Origin of the sequence: Paenibacillus sp. FSL A5-0031 (assembly GCF_001956295.1) — a bacterium.
Lineage (GTDB): Bacteria > Bacillota > Bacilli > Paenibacillales > Paenibacillaceae > Pristimantibacillus.
Window position 1 is genome coordinate 1 of the sequence record NZ_MRTD01000010.1, and the last position, 24846, is coordinate 24846.

At 35.8% G+C, this 24846-nt stretch carries 20 protein-coding genes; 3 read left to right on the plus strand and 17 right to left on the minus strand.

What is annotated here, in order from left to right; translation table 11 throughout:
* From BK120_RS35755 to BK120_RS18100, 13 genes are all read right to left on the minus strand, one after another.
* Window positions 1–309: hypothetical protein (locus BK120_RS35755; protein ID WP_218639596.1), on the minus strand; the 309-nt coding region annotated here is incomplete at its 3' end.
* A complete protein-coding gene (locus BK120_RS18045; protein ID WP_076268904.1) occupies window positions 300–731 on the minus strand; it encodes a sugar 3,4-ketoisomerase in 432 nt (143 codons plus the stop codon). The genes BK120_RS35755 and BK120_RS18045, both read right to left, overlap by 10 nt.
* A gap of 2 nt (window positions 732–733) precedes the next feature.
* Window positions 734–1606 (minus strand): glucose-1-phosphate thymidylyltransferase RfbA, encoded by an 873-nt coding sequence (rfbA, locus tag BK120_RS18050; RefSeq protein ID WP_076268905.1) that lies wholly within the window; start codon window positions 1604–1606, stop codon window positions 734–736.
* Window positions 1607–1611: 5 nt separating this feature from the next.
* Window positions 1612–4347, minus strand: a complete 2736-nt coding sequence (locus BK120_RS18055) for a YfhO family protein (RefSeq protein ID WP_076268906.1) — start codon at window positions 4345–4347, stop codon at window positions 1612–1614.
* A gap of 497 nt (window positions 4348–4844) precedes the next feature.
* Complete coding sequence (locus BK120_RS18060) at window positions 4845–7241, minus strand: glycosyltransferase family 4 protein (RefSeq protein WP_076268907.1); 2397 nt, start codon at window positions 7239–7241, stop codon at window positions 4845–4847.
* A 15-nt stretch (window positions 7242–7256) separates the two neighbouring features.
* Window positions 7257–8456, minus strand: coding sequence for a glycosyltransferase family 4 protein (locus BK120_RS18065; protein WP_076268908.1), 1200 nt, complete (start codon window positions 8454–8456; stop codon window positions 7257–7259).
* Between the two features lie 13 nt (window positions 8457–8469).
* Complete coding sequence (locus BK120_RS18070; RefSeq protein ID WP_076268909.1) at window positions 8470–9909, minus strand: class I SAM-dependent methyltransferase; 1440 nt, start codon at window positions 9907–9909, stop codon at window positions 8470–8472.
* Window positions 9902–11176, minus strand: a complete 1275-nt coding sequence (locus tag BK120_RS18075) for an ABC transporter ATP-binding protein (protein ID WP_076268910.1) — start codon at window positions 11174–11176, stop codon at window positions 9902–9904. The genes BK120_RS18070 and BK120_RS18075 overlap by 8 nt, the downstream gene beginning before the upstream one ends.
* A gap of 12 nt (window positions 11177–11188) precedes the next feature.
* Window positions 11189–11965 carry an ABC transporter permease gene (locus tag BK120_RS18080; RefSeq protein ID WP_076268911.1) on the minus strand — a complete coding sequence of 259 codons (777 nt, stop codon included), beginning with the start codon at window positions 11963–11965 and terminating at the stop codon, window positions 11189–11191.
* Window positions 11966–11978: 13 nt separating this feature from the next.
* On the minus strand, window positions 11979–12914 hold the full coding sequence (locus tag BK120_RS18085; protein ID WP_076268912.1) for a GDP-mannose 4,6-dehydratase: 936 nt from the start codon (window positions 12912–12914) through the stop codon (window positions 11979–11981).
* A gap of 16 nt (window positions 12915–12930) precedes the next feature.
* Window positions 12931–13902: a GDP-mannose 4,6-dehydratase gene (gmd, locus tag BK120_RS18090; RefSeq protein ID WP_076268913.1), complete on the minus strand. Its 972-nt coding sequence runs from the start codon at window positions 13900–13902 to the stop codon at window positions 12931–12933.
* A gap of 25 nt (window positions 13903–13927) precedes the next feature.
* Window positions 13928–15004 carry a mannose-1-phosphate guanylyltransferase gene (locus BK120_RS18095; protein ID WP_076268914.1) on the minus strand — a complete coding sequence of 359 codons (1077 nt, stop codon included), beginning with the start codon at window positions 15002–15004 and terminating at the stop codon, window positions 13928–13930.
* A gap of 1 nt (window position 15005) precedes the next feature.
* Entirely contained in the window at window positions 15006–16286 is a 1281-nt protein-coding gene (locus BK120_RS18100; RefSeq protein ID WP_076268915.1) for a glycosyltransferase, read from the minus strand.
* 372 nt (window positions 16287–16658) lie between these two features.
* Between BK120_RS18100 and BK120_RS18105 the strand changes: the two genes are divergently transcribed.
* The 3 genes from BK120_RS18105 (at window position 16659) to BK120_RS18115 (ending at window position 20593) form a co-directional block, all read left to right on the plus strand.
* Window positions 16659–18920: an O-antigen ligase family protein gene (locus tag BK120_RS18105; protein WP_076268916.1), complete on the plus strand. Its 2262-nt coding sequence runs from the start codon at window positions 16659–16661 to the stop codon at window positions 18918–18920.
* 207 nt (window positions 18921–19127) lie between these two features.
* The gene (locus BK120_RS18110) at window positions 19128–20141 is read left to right on the plus strand and encodes a peptidoglycan DD-metalloendopeptidase family protein (protein ID WP_076268917.1); all 1014 of its coding nucleotides are present in this window, start codon (window positions 19128–19130) and stop codon (window positions 20139–20141) included.
* 5 nt (window positions 20142–20146) lie between these two features.
* Window positions 20147–20593 (plus strand): bactofilin family protein, encoded by a 447-nt coding sequence (locus BK120_RS18115; protein WP_076269123.1) that lies wholly within the window; start codon window positions 20147–20149, stop codon window positions 20591–20593.
* 83 nt (window positions 20594–20676) lie between these two features.
* Here the strand turns inward: BK120_RS18115 and BK120_RS18120 are convergent, their stop codons facing one another.
* From BK120_RS18120 to BK120_RS18135, 4 genes are all read right to left on the minus strand, one after another.
* A complete protein-coding gene (locus BK120_RS18120; protein ID WP_076268918.1) occupies window positions 20677–21471 on the minus strand; it encodes an ABC transporter permease in 795 nt (264 codons plus the stop codon).
* Window positions 21464–22384 carry an ABC transporter ATP-binding protein gene (locus BK120_RS18125; protein ID WP_076268919.1) on the minus strand — a complete coding sequence of 307 codons (921 nt, stop codon included), beginning with the start codon at window positions 22382–22384 and terminating at the stop codon, window positions 21464–21466. The genes BK120_RS18120 and BK120_RS18125 overlap by 8 nt, the downstream gene beginning before the upstream one ends.
* A 518-nt stretch (window positions 22385–22902) precedes the next feature.
* Window positions 22903–24285, minus strand: coding sequence for a sugar phosphate nucleotidyltransferase (locus tag BK120_RS18130; protein WP_076268920.1), 1383 nt, complete (start codon window positions 24283–24285; stop codon window positions 22903–22905).
* A 50-nt stretch (window positions 24286–24335) separates the two neighbouring features.
* Complete coding sequence (locus BK120_RS18135) at window positions 24336–24776, minus strand: PilZ domain-containing protein (protein ID WP_076268921.1); 441 nt, start codon at window positions 24774–24776, stop codon at window positions 24336–24338.
* Between the last annotated feature and the right edge of the window lie 70 nt (window positions 24777–24846).

The following is a 24846-nucleotide window of genomic DNA, read 5'->3' on the forward strand; positions in this document are numbered from 1 at the left end:
TATATATACTATGTATTGAAATATACTAAATAATATTTTAACATTTTCATGATTTCCATCCGTAAAAATATAAAACATAGAAATAAGTAACGGATACAAAAAAGTTCTTAAATCATCTGTAATATTAAACAATCCATTTGTTAAAATATTTTTACTAATATCGTAATATCTTGTTTCATCATAAAAGCTAGTTCCACTATTCTGAGTAACAAAATAAACAAATTGCACTAATGAAATTAAAAATACTATTGATGTAATAAACATTTCTGACTTAGTTAATTTTAAATTGTTTTTAATGTTCAACACCATGAAGAGTAAACCTCCGAAAATAACTCATAATCTCGAATATAATCTTTAGGGTCATAGTAATGTGATGCCAACACTAGCAATACACAATCCTTTGAAAAATCATACATTTCGTGCCAGTCGTTTGGTTCCAGCAGAAGAATTCTTTCTGGTGAATCTAATACAACTTCTTTTTTTCTTTTTAAGTTATCCAAATGAACTTTACAAGAACCCGATACAGAAATTAATGCTTGCCTCGTTTTGTAGTGGCCATGAAACCCTCGTCTAACTTCATTCTGAGTTCCATAAATATAAAATACTCTTTTAATCTCAAAAGGTATAGTATGGTTTTCTTCTATCACAGTAAGTGAACCTCTTTCATCACCCAAAACATTAAGTTCAATTACTCTACTTTCAAAATATTCTTTTGTATTTTTATTGTTCATGACTACTCCCCTATCTCAGCTAAATCTATTAAATACTTTCCATATTCATTCTTTGATAAGACTTGTCCCAGCCTAAGCAATTGTTCCCTACTAATATATTGTTTTACATAAGCTATTTCTTCAATACAAGCTACTTTAAATCCTTGACGCTTTTCTATCGTTTCAATAAAGTGTGAAGCTTGCATTAATGATTCATGTGTGCCAGTGTCTAACCATGCAAAACCTCTGCCTAATAATTCAACATTCAGATTCCCTTGTTCAAGATACACTGAATTAATATCTGTTATTTCTAATTCTCCTCTAAGCGAAGGTTTGATTTCTTTGGCAATACTAACAACATTATTATCATAAAAATACAAACCTGTTACCGCATAATTTGATTTTGGCTTCAATGGTTTTTCTTCAATAGAAATCGCTCTTGAATGTTCATCAAATTCAACAACTCCATATCGTTGTGGATCCTTAACTTTATAACCGAATACAGTAGCACCATTCTTTCGTTCTACAGCTTTTGACAACATCTCCGAAAAACCTTGACCATAAAAAATGTTATCTCCTAATATTAATGCAACATTATCTTCCCCAATAAAATCTTCACCAATTATAAATGCCTGAGCTAGACCAGCTGGAAAAGGTTGAACAGCATAGCTTATTGATATGCCGATATCTTCACCATTACCTAGTAATTGTTCAAAACGATTTATGTCTTCAGGTGTAGATATAATTAAGATATCTTTAATTCCTGCTAACATTAATACTGATAAGGGGTAATATATCATTGGCTTATCATATACCGGAAGAAGTTGTTTAGATATCGATTTAGTTAGAGGATACAATCGCGTACCACTTCCACCTGCTAGAATAATTCCCTTCATTACAATCAGCCTCTGTTTCTACTATATTTAATTTGTATACTTCTTCTTGAAAGAAATAAAATATAAACAAATGTTAAGAGATGAATCACAAAACCAAATTTCACACTTGACGGCTGATACTTAAATTCGATTATATGCTTCCCTTTTGGAGACTCAATTCCTTGTATAAGACCATTCACACGATAAATCTGTACCTCTTTACCATCTACATACGCCTTCCACCCAGGATAAAAACTTTCAGAGTGAACTATAAAACTTTGCATAGTTGAACTGACCATTGCTTTTGAATAACCATTTTTTTTCTCCAGTATATCAATACTTGCAAGCGATAAGTTGTCATTCTCATAGCTATCCACTAGAGCAATTTCATGTAGGTTTAAATTTTTTGTTAATTCACTCTCACTCGAATTTTCTTGCACTTGAGAAACTGAATATATTTTTGGTAACACATTCATATTCTCAAATAATGTGTACTGATCGGTTTTTAATACAATTGAATACTTGTCGTTTCTTTGAGATTGATCTGCATCCATAACTTTTTCAAGTTTAGCATACTCAAAACCAACAACTTCGGATGAAAATGAAAATAGTCTTAAATACACTTCATTAGGGATATCGGATCCTGAGAAGAAATATTTAATTGATTCATCCTTAGAACTCATAGATTTAATAGTACTTTGCTGCTCATTATTATCATATCCTTCTCCATATAGATCAAAATACACTTCACTACTAGTATTAGTATTGAATTTTACATTGAATTTATAAAGAGTATTCGGTTCAACTTTAACCAATGACTGATGAATTGAAGCATTAACTCCATCTGATGCAGGTAAGCTAAATTGCCCAAAATCATGAACTGTTTCTACCTTGTTATTCACTCTATTTGCAGCTTGAATTGCTTCAGAGTAAATGTTAGACGTAATTATATACTTTGTATTTAGACTAGATAGTAGTTCATTATTTAATAATAACTGAAAATAGTCTAAACTAACTCCAGTCTCCACTATACCTGTTAAGTTCTTATATTGCTCGGGTAAAAAAGTTACGTATCCGTTTATAATGCTTTGGTGATGAATCATGTTTTTATTAGGTGATAAATCCATATCGAATCCAGAATTAATTCCAATCATTGGCCAAATGCGTTCAGTGTTATTAATCCCTTGTAAATAATCAATTATTTCATCATCATTTGAATAATTATTAGGAACTTTTTCATGGTAAAAACTAAATGTGTGTGCATCTATTAAAATAAATAAAATAAAAGCACAAAAAATAATGTTACTATTATATTGTTTTAGTCTAAGTAGTATTAAAAAGATAACCCCTATACACATAAGTAGAAGTGGAATATAAACTGCAGGATTTTTAAAGGAAAAACTAATTAACAGGTCATTAATACTTGCCCAATTCACTAATGGTTGTTTTGAAAAATCAGGAGCTTTAATTACTAAAGAAGAAAGTAACTTATTAGCTAAAACAATAAATGCTATACTTCCAAGCAGTATGAAACCTAACAATTTCGACAAACCCAACATTTTTTTCTTGAAAATCTCTTTGTTTTCTTCTTTTATTATGAAATCAACTTGCTTAGCAAACAATATAGATATCGCTAGACTAAAACCAAATAAAATCCTTGCTGATACCCGAAAACTATTATACAGAGGTACCTCAAACATTATTTTGTTGATAATTGGAATTGATGAGCCCAAGGCAAGTAACAGGCATGTTAACCCAATTACCATCCATATTCGAATATATCTATCATTTTTGAAAAATTTCACTCCAACAAATAATGCCATTACCAATGGAAGAATGCCTAGATAGAAACCAAATTCAGTAAGGTTTCCATCTCCAAAATAAGGGTATTTATATAATGGATAAGGAGTATTAGGTATATGTACTCCATAGATATTGGGAAATAGAAGAGTTAATAGCGATTTAAAAGTAAGTGAATAACTTGAGAAATATTCGTATGTAATTTTTGTTCTTCCAGTAAAATTAGATAATATTAACAAAGGACCCAACTGAATAAAAGAAAACCCTATTGTAATAATTGAAAAGTTAATCTTATCAAAAAACCATTGTTTAATTGAATCATATCTTTTAAGAGAAAATATAAAATAGATAAACAAAATAATAGCACTATAAACAGCTATTTGGATAAATCCAGCAAATATTTGGGTTGAAAAAGCGATACTCATTAAAAATAAATATCTTTTTTTTCGAGTAGCTATAAGTTTTTCATAATAATACAATATCAAAGGTAGCCATATTATCGCATTTAATATTGTAACATGCCCCAATCTTACATTAAGTGATCCACAAAACATAAAAACAATTCCACCAAGAAGAGCTGCGCGCCAACTAATATTTATTTGCTTCAAATAAAAATAAACAAATATACCAGCTAAACTTAAATGTAATAAAAACATGTAATTGTAAGCAAATTTTAATGGGAACAACGTGTAAAGTATTAAGTTTGGAAGATAAAATATTGAATTTTGTATATCCGCATGAAAAGGGACACCTAAATTAACATAGCCATTCCATAGTGGAAGAGAAAAATGCGATAAAGACTCTTTTAGTAACAGTCTCATTGGCGCATATGTGGAGATTCCATCTCCAGGCGCCCAAAATCCATTAAGAAAAAAGAAATTGAAATAAAAAATAAATGGTACAACTAAAAAAAATAGACTAATAATTATATCTTTCTTTATTCCAATTTTTTTCATAAGCATTAAAGCTAATCCCCCAATAATTCATATAAAAACATTAAGTTTCGATTAATGCGCCAATTCTCTTTGAGAAAAAGGAAAGCTGAAGCAGTATATTGTGCAGTCAAGCCCACATTATGTGGGCCAGACTACTCTCCATAACTGAACATTGGAAATTCCTCGGACTTTATTTTGTGTGAGTTTGGTCATGTCTTTTCGCTTGGTGTATTTCTCTTAATGATGTTTCTTCAAAGGTTTTCTTGAAGTAGAGTGATAGTGCCTGACTCTAAGCAATTCAACGAATATGGTTAGCGCTCAACATAATCAAGCTACTCCAACGACCAAGTTAAAGGATCGAATAGAACATAGATCTTTTTTGATTGTTTCTCAACAATAGTACTCAGCCAAATGGTTCTTGTGTTAGATAATACTCCTAGCATCATACCAAACCACTTTAAGAAACCATTTGACAAACCATTGATCATCTTTGGGTAGCATTCAAATCTGTCTCTTATTTAATTTCACTTATTTTGAAAAAATTTTTTAATTTTATCACTTATTGCACGCCATTCATAATTAGATTGGATATACTTTCGTGCATTATTAGTTAATTTTCCAACTAATATTTCATCGTTTACCAGACTCTTAATATTAAGTATGAAATCATCTAGCACACATGTGATAATATTATTTTGATTTTCTAGTTTGTACCCTCTCGCACCTACCTCTGTTGAAATAACAGGTAAACCACATGACATATACTCAGCAACTTTTAAATTAGTACCAGAACCAGTAATCATAGGATTTATTGCAATATCAGCAATTGAATAAACTAACGTTTTCAATTCTTCACTTACAATTCCGGCAAATACTACATTTTTCGAGGGAATTGTATCCTTAAACGCTAAACATTGACCACCCATTATAATAAACTTGTACTCCGGTAACTCGATTGCCAGTTTCATAATCTCTTTAACAGCCTCTAAATTCGGTTTATGCCAACTGCCTATAAATACTATTATTTTTTCATTTTCAAGTCCTAGATCTTTTTTATTTTTTTTTCTTACCTGACTATTAACAAATGGGTTCAGTTCTACATCTACACCATTTGGTGCTAGAAGCACTTTCTCTAAACTTATTTCGAATAGATCCACCATTTTCATACTATCTTCTTCTGAGCAAGATAGTATAAGGTTACTTGTTAAACAAGCATTCTTTTCCATTTCGTATAAGTCTTTCAATAATTGTTTAGAAGTTTTATTCTCTGGTAACATAGATTTTTTCAATTCATACTCTATATTATGTGAGTCATAAACAACGAATTTTTTACCTAAATATTTGTTAAATAATCCGTAAAGATATGGATGTTCTGAAACAAGAATATCAGACTCATTCATATACTTCTCAGAAATTTGATTAAAGTCTGGAGAATACTGAAGTAGACTTTCCATTACAATATCAGTAATAGGAATCCCGACTTTCCTTTCAATTTCCCATTCTTTTTCCAAATGCTTATTACTTACTGGTATTGATATTTCTTTCATGTTACCCATCGTATGCTCGGAGTATTTAGCTTCATTATTTAAACTTAAAATTGTGACTTCAAAATCTGTAGAAAGATTTTTATAAATATTAAAAATTCTAATTTGTCCACCATGCTTCCTCGGCCATACAGGGTATGTAGAAAGCACTGTTATTTTCTCTTTTTTTCTTTTACTGATGGATTCCAAGTTTGTTTTTTTGAGATTAGCATTACCGTTATGTAATAATGAGTTCACACAATTGTTCCAACTAATATTCTTAACGTTTTCTCTTGCATTAGCACCTAATTCAATAGCTAATGGCACATTATTAGCAAGCTTGCTCATCTGTTCAGATAGGCTATAAACATCAACTTTTGCAATTAACCCAGTTTGATTATTTATGACAAATTCTGTAGTCCCGCCAGAATCGATGCACGTAATGACTGGTTTTCCACAGTGCATTGCCTCTATAGTTACTAACCCATAATCCTCATCATATGGAACATAGACTACCGCTAGTGCGTCTGAATAAAGTGTTTTAAGTTTTTCATTATTAATATATCCGATAAACTCTATTCGTTTATCTTGTGAAGCTAGCATTTTTAATCTTGACTCATCTGGACCAGATCCTGCAACTAATAACCTAACATTTGAATTTTTCACCTTCATCATAGCTTGAATAATTAACTCTACCCGTTTAGCGCTATCCACTCTGCCAACAACGAGAAAATAATCATAATTTCCTCCTTTTAATTCGCTTAAAGTTGTTGGAGGATAGATCACTTCTACGTTCACATTATCCGGAAAATAATCAGTTCTATTCTTAACCGTATTCGAAATTGCAGTATACTTTTTAATTCTGGATGGGTGGAGCGCCCATTTATCCATGAAATGAACTAGCATTCTAATAAATGGACCTGGAAAAGCAAATAAATGTTCAGGATAACTTTCTTTATTTGAATAAAGAATCAGTAATTTTTCAAAAAAAGGGGCTAGATCTTTATTAATGTTCCTAAAGTCTTCTGTATATGCTATTAGTTCATCTACAATTGGAAATGATGTCTTTGTTAAGGTAGAAGGTAAATTCAACATATGATATGTATCAAATAATCCTCTTAAATGATGTGCCATATAAACAGTGTGATTTTTATGTTGAACCATCCATGCAGGATATTTACAAGTAATAATCTTATCAAAATGGTTTAGATCGAGTTCGTAAAACGTTTTGTAACTCCAAATCAATTCCCAGAATCCATTTTCTTCTGTTGGAATCTTAAATAACTCTACTCTATTATCTGTTAATTCATCTATTTGCTGATACAAACCTAACATCAGCTTTTCTATACCACCCATAGCAAAAGGCTTTGGACTAGGTGAAACAATTGCTATGTCCATGAGAACCCTCTTTCCTTAAAAAATCAAATGCTCATTCAATTTTTTTATCGTATTTACCCAAGTGTATCTTCTACTCGTCTCGTATGCTGCATTACCCATTCTTGTAGCAAGAGCCTTATCCGTTGTTAATTTTTCAATCGCTTCTGCTATTGAAGATGAAGTAGGTTCTACTAAAAAACCATTCACACCATCTTCAATTAACTCCGCATAGCCTCCACCATCTATGCAAGCAATAATTGGCTTCTTAAATGCCATCGCTTCAATAGCAGTTAAACCGTAATCCTCTTGAAAAGCTGGACAGACAACGCAAGAAGCTCTAGTGTACTCCTCAATCAGCTCATCATCTGAAACTCTTCCTGTAAAATGTACATTGGATACATACTTCTTTTTCTTTGCCATTCGAAAAATGTTTTCATGATTTTCTGAAAAACTACCATTCGACATTTGTTTCCATGTTTCATTATCTGAAATTGTTATTCCTTCATTAGTCGAATAAGTTAATATTTGATCTATTTTCTTTAAATCTTCAGTTCTTCCACCTGAACCTACGATTTTCCCTATCTGATTAGGAATTTTCTTCATTGCTGCTACAAAAAGTTCTGGCCTCTTAGGAAATTCATGTCTTCCAACAACAATAGGATATTCATAACTAACAGTACCATTAAAGTTATAAAGATGTGGATTTATACCTGCATAAATGACATCCACTTGATCTGTTATTCCATTAAACCGCGCTATTCGATCTTTTATCGTTTTGCTTCCAGCAAGAATAGAGGTAACTTTGTTTAAGCTGCTCGTGTCAATCTCTCTGATAACTTCGACTGATTTTCTATGAAACGGTTGTTGCAAGCCTACTTCTTGTATCAAGTCTGACATATCGTAATACATCTTCATATGATGATAAAATAAAGATATATGTCTAGGATGCTCGACAGCAAAGGATGGTGGTTGTGTACTTATTACACAATCAAAACGACTTACGTCCATCTTTTTGTATTTCCAAAAATTATTGATATATTTAAAAAACTCTGGGTTTTTATAATACATATCATCGGTAATGGGATAAGGAATGTCCTTAAGAGATACGTCCGTTGCATCTATGTATACTATCGTAACCTCATGACCACAAATTTCCAATTCAAGTTTTAGTCTATTAACGACTACCTCGAACCCTCCAGTGATTTTGTAGTCAGGTTTAATGATTCCAATCTTCATAAGTTCCACAACCTTACTTTTTTGCTAGAATTGCATAATCAAGATTACCATATAACAAATCATTAACTCGATTTACACCTTCGTTAAACTCGTTAACATTTTTTATTGAATTATCTATTACGTCAAGTTTTGGCAACCACCAATTTGGTTCAACTCTACTAGAGTAGATTAATTCCGCTTTCTTGAAGCCTACAGATTCAACAAGATATTGAATAGTAAGTGGATGTACCGGTTTCACATGAGTAGGATCTACATAAAACGTCCGATAAAATATAGCTAATGATAAAGGGTTTGGTGTTTCCATAATTAAATAGGAACCAGCCTTCAACTTAGAGTATGCTAGTTCAACAAGTTCGATAATTTGATTGAACGTTAAATGCTCAATGACTTGGCCTAAGAACACGCCGCCTAACTCATTGTCTCCTAGTGAAATTAGGTAATTAATTGCATCATCATATTCTACCGGCAATCCTCGATCTTGGCAGTATTCCACCATCTCGCGATTCAAGTCAATCCCTTTTACTGATACATTATTTTCAATAAGTAGTTCTACAAATTCACCGCGACCACAACCGATATCAAGAACATTTTCTTTATTTTCAAAATAAGGAAGGTAAACTCTCTGGCGGTTTTTGATTTCTTCTATACTACCTCGAAATTTATTTTCAAAATGAAGATAATCAAAACTATTTGAATCTGTTTCATTTGTGTTTAAAGTATTTGTGTGAGAATCTACATTTACAGCAAAATCATGATTATTATTGTTAAATTTCTTATTTATTTGTCTAATCCTGTATTGCATAAAATTAATTTCTGATCTATAGTTTTCGGATATATTATGAACTTTATTATTAATTTGATTTTCAATATTATTTAATCTCATTTCAAATTTATCTTTTAAACGATCATCTTCTAAACGAAGACTGTTTAATAAATCATCAAGGACTTCATTTTCAACATAATTCTTCTCTTTCAACCCAAGTTCCAATTTCGATTTCATATTCTCGTTTAGCAAGTTTATCTTTGTCTCTAGTTGTTGAATGTATTGTCCTTTTTCTTTTATCAATAGTTCGTTTTCATCTTGCTTCGCTTTAAGTTGAATTATAATATTGTACATTTCATTAAAGGATCTTGTAACTGACCCATTAAATGAAGCCTGTATCTCAAATGTATTGCTTACATACCATCTCAATATTTTTTTCACTATTTTCTTTCCAAATACTATGAATTTACCAGAAAACTTTCTATGTGAAGTTATTGGTCGATCTGCACTTACATTCCAAGTCTTATTATTAACTTCATTTTCAGCAATAAATCTGGAAAAGTCTAACTCACCAGATGCATAACTTTTATTAGAAATCGACTTATAAGATGTATCTACATCTGGATATTCTAATATCTGTTTTTTTAAATGCTCCATTAAATCCTCTGCTGAATCAAATGTTCTACTCATCAGAACTCTCCTTTGCTATCGTCCAGTTATGTGGCATATAGGCAATTCCCTGATCAGATTCTATTGAATGCACACTAAAATTCAATACTTTAGTGATATAATCATAAGGAGTTCCGTCTTCATGATGGCATGCAACATCAACATAGTAATCACCTTGTACTAAATTCAGAGAATCAATATTATAAGATATTGATCCACTTTCACTTATCTCTATTAAAAACTTATCAATATGTGTATTCGTTCCATAACATTGAGTACCATCCATCTTGAAGATTCCTACCCCAAATACTGGCTTTTCGATCTTATCTGTTTTAGTTTTATAGGTGATACAAATGTTAATTTGTTGTCCTTTTTTGAATATAAACTTATTGTTCCCAATTGGGTTTATAACATCTACATTTGTTATCTCAACGCTGCCATTACCCCAACGTTTATTTTCTTGCTTAGTATTTATAACCTCAGTGCTTTCATTTTTATTCATTGCTTCAATTTCCTGTTTGTCAGCCTCTAATTTCATGCGTTTTTCTTCGCTTCCAGATAAAAAATCTAAGTAATCACGAATAACCTCATCCGGCTTCCCATGTTTCACTATTTTGGATTCATGAATCCAATAAAGTTCATCACATAACTTTTCCATTATCCCGTTATCATGTGATACAAATACAATTGTTTTACCTTGTTCCTTGAATTCTTCTATTTTTCTAATACACTTCTTTTGAAATGCATTATCTCCTACTGCTAAAATCTCATCGATAAGTAATATATCAGGTTCCACATGAATTGCTATGGAAAAGGCAAGTCGCATGAACATTCCAGAAGAATATGTTCTGACTGGATTATCAATAAATGATGAAAGCTCTGAAAATGTAATAATCTCTTCAAGACGAGCATTTATTTCCTTACGAGTTAATCCAAAGATAGAAGCATTCATATATATATTTTCTCTACCTGTAAAGTCCATATGAAATCCTGCACCTAACTCAAGCAAGCTCGAAATTCTACCGTTTATCTTTACCTCGCCTTTATCTGGGATTAGTATCCGAGTTAACACTTTTAACAAAGTGCTCTTCCCCGATCCATTTCTTCCAATAAGGCCCACCATTCGTCCTTTTGGAATCGAGAAAGACACATCTTGTAAAACCCATTTTTCTTGAAAAACTCCTTTACTTCTATACAAAAATCTTTCTTTCAAAGATACTGGCTTATCTTGATAAATTTTAAATTTTTTCCATACATTTTTCACTTCTATAGTGTGATCATTATTCATTTATATTCACCCTTAAATTTCCTCATTAAATTTACCTTTAACTTTCATGAAATACAAATGGGAAATCAATAACAATATAATTGCTAAGCCTCCTAAAATCATTAATTGAAACAAATTAGGGCTTTCATTGTAATAAAACACTTGTCTATACGAAGTTACAAGTATTGCCATCGGATTCCAATTAAACAGCCACTGGTATTTATCTGGTATCATAGATTGCGGATATAACACTGGTGTCAGGTATAATAATGCCATTAGAAAAATATTAAGCATATGTTCCAAATCTCTGAAATAGACTGTCACCGCAGAAACAAAAAAAGACAAAGCTAATGTCAAAATAAACTGAATGACTATTATAATTGGAAGCCATAAGTAATTTAAATTAGGATAGTAACCAAATACAGATAATGCAGGAATTAATATAATCAGACCATATAAATAATTAATCAATCCCCCTGAAACTACTGAAATTGGTAGGATCTCATGAGGAAAGTATACTTTTTTTATTAAATTCCCAGACGATACAATTATTGATGAACTACTTTGAACAGCCGATGAGAAAAAATTCCATGATAATAAGGTGCAAAATAGAAATATCGGATAGTTATCAACAGGCATTTTTATTATTAGAGAAAATAAAGTTGAATATACTAAAAGCATTAATAATGGATTAAAAAAAGTCCATAGGAATCCAAAAAAGGATCCTTTATACCTAGTACGTAAATCCTTTGATACATTGTTTTTCAAAAATTCTCTATAACGGTATATCTCTTTCCATTCTTCAAGCATTTTTATAGCCACCTTATAATTGTCGGAGATATTCTAATGATTCTATTAAAGTAGTTTCAAGAGGGATTTGAGGCTTCCAACCTGTTAATTTTATAATTTTCTTATTATCCCCTATGTATACGGGTATATCACTAGGCCTTAATTTAGATTCATCTACCTGCAATTTGATGTCTTGATTAGACATTCGAATTAGTTGTTGTAAAAGAAAACTTATAGGAACAGGCACACCCGAACATACATTAAACACTTCTCCAGAGGTACTAGGTTCCATCAATAAATAATAATATGCTCTTACAATATCACGAACATCTGTGAAGTCTCGTTGTGCATCTAAATTTCCTACTTTTATTACTTTTTCGTTTTGATTTTTCTCCATGTTGATGATTTGCGAGGAAAAATCCGGTACTACGAAGCCTAATCTCTGACCAGGACCTATATGATTAAAAGGTCTCGCATGAACAACCTTTAGACCGTAAGCATAATAATATTGTCGGGCTAAATGTGATACTGCTGCTTTTGAAATGCCATAGGGATTCATTGGCTGCAAGGTTTCTATTTCTGAAATTGGCTGAGTTGCATTTGCGACTCTCCCATACTCTTCAGAAGAACCAACTGTTAATATTCTTAAAGTATCGGAAATCGCACTTTTCCTCGCAGCTTCAAGTAAATTGATAGTTAAGCTTACATTTACTGAAAATGCATTGTTTTTTTCATTCCATGAATCTTTGACATTACTGAAACCAGCAAGATGGTAGATATGGTCAGGTTTAATTTTTTCTAGTAAACGAATAATTTCCTCTTCACTTGTATGCAAACTTAGTTCACTAATATTACTTTTTTCTTTTACTTTCTGGCTTGTCGTACCAAAAACCTCAACGCCTTGTAAATGAAGATATTCCGCTAAGTAGCTACCCACAAATCCAGTAATACCAGTAATCAAAGCTCTCATTGTCTAATACCGCCCTCTACCGTATACTTTGTTGTAATTTGGCAAGGTCACTATCAACCATCATCTTCACTAATTGATCAAATGAAACTTCCAATTTCCAGCCCAGCTGTTGTTTTGCTTTTGTGCAATCCCCTAGTAATAAATCAACCTCTGCTGGACGTACGAACCTAGGATCAATAACAACATAGTCTCTCCAATTAAGATCAGCATGACTAAAAGCGATTTCTACAAGTTCTTCTACCGTATGAGTTTCACCAGTAGAGATTACGAAATCATCCGGTTTATCTTGTTGCAGCATCAGCCACATAGCCTTAACATAATCACCAGCGAAGCCCCAATCCCGTTTCGAATCGAGATTTCCCATCCGAAGTTCTGTTTGTAAGCCCAGTTTAATTCGCGCTACGGCATCTGTTACTTTTCTAGTTACAAACTCAACGCCGCGACGAGGAGATTCATGATTAAACAAAATCCCTGAACAAGCAAACATATCAAAACTTTCTCTATAATTTACAGTTATCCAGTGCCCATAGACTTTAGCAACCCCATAAGGACTGCGCGGGTAAAAAGGTGTCGTTTCAACTTGAGGTGTTTCTACAACTTTACCAAACATCTCACTGCTGGATGCTTGATAAAATCTAGCTTCAGGCTTAGTCAGGCGTACTGCTTCAAGCATATTTGTTACTCCAATTCCTGTAACTTGTCCTGTTAGAACAGGTTGATCCCAAGACGTGCCAACAAACGATTGTGCTGCTAGGTTATATACCTCATCTGGATTAGAAATTCGAACTGCATTTATAAGTGAACCTTGATCAAGCAAATCCCCATCTATAAACTCAATTTCATTTTTTATATGTTCAATATTCTCTAGAATTGGAACACTCGTTCTTCTACGTAATCCATATACTTTGTATCCCTTTTCTAGTAATAGCTCTGCCAAATAAGATCCATCTTGTCCAGTAATACCTGTAATTAGTGCATTTTTAGTCATTGTGATTCATTCTCCTTATATTTGTTTATAGATATTGTTCCAGCTTTTGCATCCTTAATTCCTTAAGCAGCAGCTTTACTTCTTGCGCTTTATCTTTTGTACAAATTAAGGTTACATCTTCTGTATCAACAATAATTAAATCCTCGATTCCTAAGGTTGCTATTAACTTACCATTGCTTTCTATAATGCAACGTTTAGTATCTATATTTAATATATTTCCTTTAATCACATTTCCATCTTCATCCAAATCATCAATTCTTTCTAATGCTGTCCAACTGCCAACATCATCCCAACCAAATAAGCATGGAATAACAAATATGTCATCCGCCTTTTCCATAATGCCGTAATCTATCGATTGATCAGGCATTTTGACGAATTCCATTGCAATTATATCATTTTGATTTGTTTTTCCAAAAGCATACTTCATCGTTTCTAAAATATCGTGCATTTCAGGCATAAGCTCTTTTATGTATTTTCTGATCACGGTTGTTTTCCATACAAAAATACCGCTATTCCAATAGAAGTTCCCAGCCTCTAAGTACACTTGGGCTGTTTCTAAGTTAGGTTTTTCCACAAATTTATTAACTTTAAATACGCTAACTCCGTTTAATGGATTATCCATACCCGTGCTTTCTATGTAACCATAACCCGTTTCTGGATAGGTTGGTTCGATACCCAAAGTTACTAGATTTCCATTATCATTTGCAACTTCTACCGCTGTCTTGAGAATATCGATAAACCCCTTATCATTCTGAATGATATGATCAGAAGGCATAACAATCATAGTACTATCTGGATAACGATCTTCAATAATCAAAGAAGCAAGACCAATACAAGGAGCTGTATTTCTGCCTACTGGTTCAATAATGATATTTTCGTGGGGTAAATGAGGTATTTGTGCCTTTAATAGCTCTGCATAAAGCTCATTGGTAACAATAAAAATCTTGTCTATAGAAATTAGTAATTCCAACCTCTCTATTGATTGTTGAATCATAGATTTATTGCCTGATATGTTTAAAAATTGCTTCGGCAGGTTAGTTCGACTCTTTGGCCAAAAACGCTCGCCTTTGCCCCCTGCCATAATTACACAAGTAATTGTCATGTTAACCTCCATTATTCCATTTCATTATGTATTCCAAGCGTTTCGTTATGAGTTGTCCTACTTGCTCTGGCGAAAAATCTGTTTTTATCGTATGCTCGCCTTGTTTAGCAATCTCATCACGATAATCTGGTTCATTAACTAGTTTCTTCATATAATAACTCGCATGATCAACGTCTGGCTCTGCCCAGTACTGATACGCTTCATATGGTCCAAAAGTGCTGCCAAGCTTTACTAGTTCATATTTCACTGGACATGAGTTGCTATCATTCATAAAATCTGTATTAGATGACCAATTCGTTCCAATGACTGGTTTTCTCAGAAACATAGCTTCTGCTAAACCAAGACCAAAACCTTCACTTCTATGAAGGGATATGAAACTATCTGATACATTGATTAATGCATTTATATCGTTTCTTGATAGTACCTCTTTTATTAAGTAAATATTTGTATAGTCATCGATTAATTTTTCTAATAACTTCATCTCATTAGACTCACCATTACTGATGTTCACTTTAACAATTAACCCCACATTAATGTCATCCTTACCAAAAGCTCTTTTAAAAGCTTCGATTGACGCTTGTGGGTTTTTACGTTCCTGATAGCTTTTTACGTCATACATGGTTAAAAATAAAAATGTATTCTCAGGAAGGTTGTAATAACTTCTGTTTCTGTATTGTTCTATTTTCACTTCAATACTGTGCGGAATACGAATAACGGGAACTGGACTTTTAAGTGAAATCGCTTCTGCAACAAATGTAGAAGGTGCCCAAACTTCATCTACTAGGCTAAAACTTTCTGTCCATTGATCAGGGAAATCAGGTAATTCCCAGTGCCAATAACCAATATTGTATTTATTATTGAATATTCGATTCCCATAGTGAGCATAAATTTCCATCATTTGCTCAGCGTTAATATGAAATACGTTTATATCGTATTTTGGATCTTCAATTTCCTTATGTACCCAAGATGTATCTGACATCCTGGCGCTATTAGTTCCTTTGAAATTTATAATTCCAAACTCCAAATCGCCTGCTGTCAGTGATTTAGCCGCGATTCTACATGATTCTCCAATTCCCATTTCTGCCCTAGCATAGCCAATTAAATTAATTCCATTTTTTCCAATATGAATTTTGATAGATTTATTCTTCTGCTCAATGGGAAAAGCTGATTTTAACAATGCTTTCTTTACTTGCCTCATAATATGGGCAGGTACAATTATCCCAGCAGCTTTTTTAGTTGGCACTGCCATTTTATATAATATTTTTGAAATTAATCTTTTCATAAAGACACCACCGCAAATTTCATTAACATCTTTGTAATCTCATAATGCATATTTGTATTCCCATCATATAGAACAGTCGTTCATTCAAAAATGTTGCTTGATATGCAAGATTGCATAAAGAAAATGTCTACACACCCCTGCTATCTTACCAAAATTCCTCCCACATTAACACCTTATTCTACCTTTACACCGAATAAATTGTAGAATTTTTCCGATTTCCTCTCTATTTCGACAAAACCTCATATTCTACAAATTTGTAAACTACATACAAATCGCATCTCCTAATATAGTAATCTACTCCCCCATTTGTTAAAATACAAATAAAGCTAAATGTTTCATATCTACATAACGATGGATGAGGAGTACATACGAATGAGTGCACGGAACAAATCAAAAAGGAATACGAACACTTTAAATGCTGATTTTGCGCTTTTGAGGTGGATTGGGGCTATTGGGATCGCTCTATTTCTAGTCATCTTCCCCTATGAGAGAGCATTGTTTAACGGTTACGAATTAAGCTTTGAAGGCCCAATTTATGGAGCAATCATCTTCGGATATGTGATGCTTGCCTTTACTGCATTTTATGTGTATCGCAACTCACAGATGAACAGTTATCGTGGAATTTTGTCGATTGCCGTCATGCTGCTTCCATTCATTTATTGGTTGTCATCATTACAGGCGGTTTCAACCTATTACGCGAAGTTTATGACTCTCGTATTTTTCTTACTTGCTGCTTTATTCATAGGCGCTCTGTATTTTGCAGAAAATAAGCTTACGCGCAAAACGATCGAATATGCGGTTATGCTCTCCTCCTATTTAATTGTACTATTTGGTTTACTCAACCTTTTTGGTCAAATCTATTATAAGGATGCGCTATGGCTTGCACATGACGGCTACCGCCTTTCGTCGGTATTCCAATACTCAAACTCATACGCCGGCTTCCTAGTCGCTTTATTTCTAGTTAGTTTGTATTATGCAGTTCACTGCGTGCGTCCATCTGCAAGAATCATTCATGCTGCCATGCTTGTACCGATTTGGATTTCATTCATGCTCACTTATTCACGCGGTGCAATTGTTATTATTCCGGTTATGCTGCTTATTGTGCTGCCTTTCTTACGCTTAACGAAGCAAATTACATACATCGTGTTTATGGGCGTATCTGTAGTGGTTTCCATGGCTGTCCTTGGAAAACTAACAACGATTGCTGATAAAATAGCTACACTAGTTCAACCTACTGAAACGAAAGCGCCAAGTACAATATCCTTGTTCAGCTCGCTGCCTATGCAGGGCTGGGGATTACTTGTGCTCGGCCTGCTCATTGTTACTGGCCTTATTATGCTTTATCATGCCAAAGCTGCTAATTTCCTAGAAACGAAGCTTACCAAGCTTTCTTCGTACAAGTGGTCTTTTGCGGCTGTGCCTGTCATTACAATCGTGCTTACTGCTGTAGCAGCGGTCAGCCTTCTTGGCAGCAGCGCTATTCGCGGCTTGCTTCCTGACAAAATTGCTGCACGCTTTGAAAATATTAACCTCCAACAGCACAGCGTTTTGGAACGTTTAACCTTTTACAAAGACGGTCTTCGTGTAGCTGAGGATTACCCGCTGCTTGGAGGCGGCGGCGGCGCTTGGCAAGCCATGTTTGAGCAATATCAGAATAACCCTTATTGGAGCAGACAAGCACATAGCTTCTTTGTACAAGTTCTTGTTGAGAGCGGTTGGCTTGGTCTACTAGCAATCGTCGGACTGCTCGTGTTTGTATATTTTTTATACATCCGATCCTTTATTCGTTATCCCGAGCTTAGAGGCAGCCATTTTGTCTTTTTCATTTTTTCTTTGGCGCTGCTAGTCCACAGTGTGATCGATTTTGATATGAGCTATATTTATATTATCTCTCTCGTCTTTATTTCTCTCGGTTGTATGCTAGCTCCATATAGCCACAAGCTAATAATTGAACGTATGAATGGCAAGCTTAATAAATCTTGGCCAAAAATCGCATATCCAGCGGTTATGGCGTTATTGTCTATATTCCTTCTCGTCATTGCCATTCGAGAAACTAACGCAACTAGTAACTATAATAAAGCTATCGATTTGGCAGTTGGGCAGCAAACTTCTTTAGAACAACTTCTGCCTATTCTTGATCGTGCCATTAAGTCTTCACCAACACAGCCTTATTATAAGCTAACGAAAGCTGACTGGCTGGAGCAGGCTTATAAGCAAACGAACACCGCTACATTCCTTGACCAAGCTCTTAGTACTGTAAAAGAAGGCAGAAAATATGATCCTTATAATCGAAGCCTTCTAATGTCGGAATATCGTTTTCTGCAAGAAAAGGGACTTTTTGAAGAATCGCTCGCAACAATTAATGAAGGTGTCAAAAAATTCCCTTGGGACATCAATCTATATGAAGCTGCGATAACCTCATACGCCAAAGCAAATCAAACTGCACTGACGGGCAAGGATGAAGCTAAAGCAAAAGAATATGCTCAGCAAGTTGTCGATCTCTCTAACGAAGTTAAAAGAAGAATCGGTCAGCTAGCTTCACTTCCAGCCGAGCAGCAGCAAGGACGTACATTTGCAATGACACCAGGTATAGAGGAAGCAGTAGCCCAAATCGAGCTTGCTTCGGCACAATAAAGTGTTGTGATGATCTCGTATTACAAAGACTGCCCGCTTGCACAATTCATGTGCGACGGGCAGTCTTTCTCGTTTCATACAAGTTTCACACAAGTTTCTTGTATGTTTCACGCAAGTTTTATGGCATGTTTTACTGCGTTTAAGAATAAATAGCAATAGAACGTTCTGATCGTTTATAGCCAAACTTAAGTAGGAAGGAGAAGTCTATTGAAACGAGTCCAGAAGCCAAAATGGTCTTTTGTCGTGCTGCGCGGCGCTGACAAAACCGTTAAACAGTTTCACGTTTCAAAGCGATCGGTCTTTGCCGCTCCAACGGCGGTAGTAATAGCGGTTACGGGCTGTATTGCTGGGCTTCAAATAAAGTCGGCCTATGAAATGAACCAACTGGAAGAACAGATGTCACAACAAGACGAACTATTTGCCCAAACCGTTTCCGATAAAAACGAAGCTATTGTCTCGCTGCAGCAAGAGATAATCGTATTGTCAGAGCAAGCAAATGAAATGAAAGAGAAAATCGATGATCTGCAGGAGCTCGAATTAAAGCTGAAGCAATTTATCGCAAACTATGGCAGTAAACTTGAAACCTCTACCTATCTGACGCCGATAGACAAAAGTGAGACAACTGTAAAAATTCTATCCGATACTCCCTCATCAGGAAATCGGAGCTTTAACGATTCGAAGCAAAGCAAACAGTTTGTTTTGCTCGCACAAGAAACAGGACTTCATCTCGCCGATTTGCAGCGGATGGTCGAGACGATGGAGGATTCATTAACGTTGACGCTGCAGCTCGCTCAAGCGACGCGAGTCTCCGTCGATGCTTATCCTTCCGGATGGCCGACACGCTCCAAAATGCTGACCTCTGGATTTGGTTATCGAAGAGATCCTTTTACTGGACGAACGGCTTTCCACGCTGGACTAGACATCACTGGCAAGCTAGGAGATCCCATATTTAGCGCAGCAGACGGCACTGTATCGGACACTGGCTTCAATAACTCACTGGGCAAGTATATTATCATTGATCATCTCGGAGGCCTGCAAAGCGCCTATATGCACTTAAAGGAAATCGAAGCGAAAGAAGGCGACATCGTCGTCCGAGGCGAAAAGATTGGTTTGCTCGGATCGAGCGGCAGAAGCACTGGCCCGCATTTGCATTTTCAAATTATGCAGAAAAACGAGCCTGTTAACCCTTTACCATTTTTATCATTAATAAAGGAGGATTAATGTTTATGTTCAAGGACCATAAGCGGCTGGCAGCCACTGATACATTAATTGGCCAAGGCACGATAAGCGAGGGCCGGCTAATTTGTGAAGCAAGTCTTCGCATTGAAGGGGAGCACCGAGGCGATATCGAATGCAAAGCTGACGTCATCATTGGAGAATGTGGTCTTGCTCGCTCGAATATTACGGCGCGTGATATTACCATTGCAGGAAAGGTTTTCGGAGATATTGTCACCAAGGGGAGGCTGATCATTACTTCCTCCGGCACGTTAACGGGGGCAATTACAACCCAAACACTGATCATTCAAGATGGCGGCAAGTTGAATGGCAACTGCTACATGGAGCAAGCAGCTGACAGCAAAAATCGTGTGCCAGCAGAATCCGATCCACCACACATCATCGGTAAAGAAGCAGTAATTAAAGAATCCAAAGAGAAATCTCGCCAAGCAGGATAATACAGCAAAAAAGCCGTTCTACACGTGCATGTCTTCCGAAGAAGCAGCATGTATAGAAACGGCTTTTTTCATTCATCTAAAGTCTAAGCTGCAACATCGCGTTTCTTAAAGGTATACCATGTAATAGCGATGAAAAGTGCATAATAAACACCGAGCACCACAAGCGAAAAGCCTAAGGTCATGCCCTCTCTCATCGGATTTCCATCCAAGTATTGCGTTAGATTCAAATGAATAAACAATAGATAATCGATCCAATTGTAATCGAGCATCGCAATTAAACCAATAAAGCTGTTCACGCCTAGAAGAAGAAACAATGCCATACCAATTGCTAAACCGCTGCTGCGGAATACAGTAGAGAGCATGAACGCAAGCGTTACGGTAACAACAAGCGAAATTAACGTTAAGCCATAATACTTAAGCATATACGAAAATGGATTCGTTCCTTCATCTCCAACGAAGGTTGGCTTTATATCCGGCGACGCATTAATGCCGAAGCAAATCCAGTTCACGAAAATCGTCGTAGCAAACAGTACAATAGCAAGCAAAAGAGCGAATATCATGATCGAAATATATTTAGACAACAATATTTTCGAGCGTGACCATGGTCTGATAAGCAGAAGCTTGATGGTGCCACTCGTAAACTCCTCAGCAACGCCGCCAGCAGCGATTACTACGGTAAAGATCGTAACGAGCAGAAACAAAATGGAGGATTCCATAAAAGCAACATCCCACATCGAAGCATCTCTTCCGCCGAATATTACCCATAAAATAGAAATAGCCAGAACTAACAAAACCAATATACCGGTCATCACCCATGTGCGAGGACGACGGTAAATTTTCATATTCTCATTTTGAATAAGCGGCAAAAAATTACCCAATTCGTTCCCCTCCTGTCACTTCTAAAAATTGGTCTTCAAGTGTCTTAACCTGTACGCGAATGCCATAAACCTTGATTCCAGCATGAACGAGAGATGCATTAATGGCAGCTGTGTTTTCCTTATCTGTTTCAACCGCTATGGCATCTTTGCCTTCAAGCACAGCAGTAAAGCCAGATGTGAACAGCACATCCATCGCTGCCTGCTGACTGTCCACTTCAATAACAACACGGTTATGTACTTTAGCTGCATGCTCACCCTTAATGGTTCGCACGTCTATGAGCTTGCCATTTTGAATGATCGCAACACGATCACACATAAGCTCCATTTCAGATAATAAGTGGCTCGAAACAAATACAGCAATACCTTCTTCTTTGGAAAGCATGCGCAAATAATCACGAAGCTCTCTTATCCCTGCCGGATCCAAGCCATTCGTAGGTTCATCCAAAATAAGCAGCTGAGGCTTATGCAAAATAGCCTGTGCTACGCCAAGCCGCTGCCGCATGCCGAGCGAATAGGTTTTCACCTTATCCCGAATTCGTCCTTCAAGACCAACAAGCTTAACAACCTCATGAACACGATGCTCTGTGATGCCTGGAATCATTCGTGCATAATGAATTAAATTATCATAGCCGCTCAAGTATTTGTACATTTCAGGATTCTCAACAATCGCTCCAACATGGCGAATTGCTTTTTCGTATTCCTTCGTAATGCTATGTCCTCCAATAGTGATTTCACCATCTGTGAGCGACATTAAGCCAACCATCATTCGAATTGTAGTGGTTTTACCCGAGCCGTTGGGACCAAGGAAACCAAATACTTCCCCAAGCGGGATATCAAGCGTTAAGCGATCAATAATCGTTCTGCCGCCGATTTTTTTGGTTACATTTTTTAATTTAACAATAGGCTGATCCATATTTGTGCTCCTCCTTCAAAAATCCAAATCCTATTCATTATAAACGATTAAGGAAACAATTGGTAGTTTACAAAAAAATACACCTCCACTCTACAGTTAAACTGTAGGGCAGAGGCTCTCATTATCATTTGTGCGATAGGGCTGTATAACATGTTCGGCAACTTTCGCATCTGCACGAAGGAACATTTTATAGTCATAGTTACTGGTCTTACCCGGCGATCCTACTATAGCATCCAGCCTATCCTGCTCCACGCTGCATGTTAAGCAATAACCCATTGGATGTACCACTCGGAAAAATCCTGTTCGAAACAAAATATCTGCTTCAGGACTTAAAAGCATCTCCCCGCAACTAACACAATAAAAACGGTCCTTTGAACATATCATTCGATAGATCGCTCCCTCTCTCTTTCGTAATGATTGTATCAACCTCAACATTAAAAACGGCATTAAGCGTTAAATGGCAGAAGTTCTATCATAACGTCGATTGCAATCCATCCCAAACATGCTTTAACAGCATATTATACACTATTTAATTGACTAGTGATTTCATCCCATGTCGTTCCAAGCCTTATAATGTCATCCTCATTAATCTGTTTGCCTGTTTGAACCTCAATTAGCTCAACGTCCGTAATTGCCCGCAGGCTGTGCCTCGTTCTCTCCGGAATCGATACGGTATCGCCTGGTTCAACATGACGGTACAGATCATCCAGAATTAGCACTCCCTCTCCGGAGATAATGGTCCACGCTTCTCTTCGCTTAAAATGCATTTGATAGCTTATATTTTGGCCAGCTGCAACAAAAACCCGCTTAGTAACACAATGAGTTCCTGATGACAAGACAACGGAATCAACAATCTTGGAATGCCCCCACCTGCGCTCCTCATACTTTGGACGCTCATTCATGAGCTTAAGCTTCGCATCGAGCTCATTACTCGCATTTTTGCTAGTAACCAAAATGCCGTCGGGACTTGCCGCAACAATCACATTCGTAAGCCCAATAATGGAGATAGGAATGTCCAGCTCATTAATGAGCTGGGATTGCTCGCTGTCATCCGATATTTCGCCCATGCCTAGTCGTTCAAAGGCCAGCTCCTCGGATAACGTTTTCCATGTGCCAAGATCTTTCCACTCACCGTCGTAACAGATAACTGAACGAGAGGTTTCTTTTTGTGATACTTCAATTTCGAAACTTGATTTAGGAATTTTCGTATATTGTTTATATAATTCGTCATAATGGATAGGCAGCCTGCGATTCATGAGCAAAGTAATCATATAATCAAGCTTGAAAGCGTAAATACCGCTATTCCATAACGCTCCGCCTTTTATTAATTGATTAGCTTCAGCCTCATACGGTTTCTCTTTGAATGAATGTACTCTACGTTCATAGCTATCATCATCATTGCTGTGCCGATTGGATTCTGGAACGATATATCCATATTGCTCTGACGGATAACTTGGCTTAGTCCCAACCATAAGCAGCTCAGATTTGCTTTCTCTGATCAACTTTGGAAGTCCTCTTATACATGAGAAAAAATCACAGCTTACATAAGCATCAACTGGTATGACAATGACCGTTTCATTTAAAGATACGCCCGCGATTGAATACAAATAAGCAGCGGATAACGCTATCGCTGGAAACGTGTCACGCTGCTCAGGCTCAATGATAAGCGGTGCTTTTACACCAACCTGTCTTTGTAAAATCTCCACCTGCTCACGGCAAGTCGAAATGCGAGTATGCTCCTGCAAATCCGACTCTTCCAACTGGCGCCATATACGCTGCAGCATTGATTCCATGCCGCCGTTTGGACTCTCCAGTACAGTTAAATATTGTTTTGCTCGACTACTATTCGACAAAGGCCATAATCTCTTTCCAGATCCGCCTGATAACAAAATAATTTTCAAAGCATGTCCCCCTTCTAAGTTGTTATTGAATTCTACTTCCTATCAGATCGTTAACTACTGTAATACAGCCGTTTTGTATTCAATAATCTGCTGTATAAATAATGAATTTTTTTCTGCTGTGGCTGACTTTCTAATATTTCTTGATTCATGACACCAATAATAAGAGAGCGAAGTGTATTCGAGCATTCAAATAACACGCCATGAGCGAATTGATTATCTTGTTTCAAATTCCAAACGATCCGACCGCGAATCATAATCTGTACATTCGAAATCGTCATTCGAAATTCAACAAGATAATTGGATTGAATCGGTAATTGCAAGCCGGATAAGAAGCATAAACCATTTTGGCTTAAATTAAGTAGAAGTACTGTAGTCGTAGATGGCGTCAACAATTGTCCATCTTTACTAATTAGCCGCAGCTCTGCCTTAACGCCCTCTGTGAAGCGTAGCCTAATGTGGTTGCGCGAGGCATCATTTGAATTCATCGCCATGCTTAATACCTCCATCATACCTAATAGCAATAACAATCCTTGTTACAGCTCAAATACTGGACTCCATTTC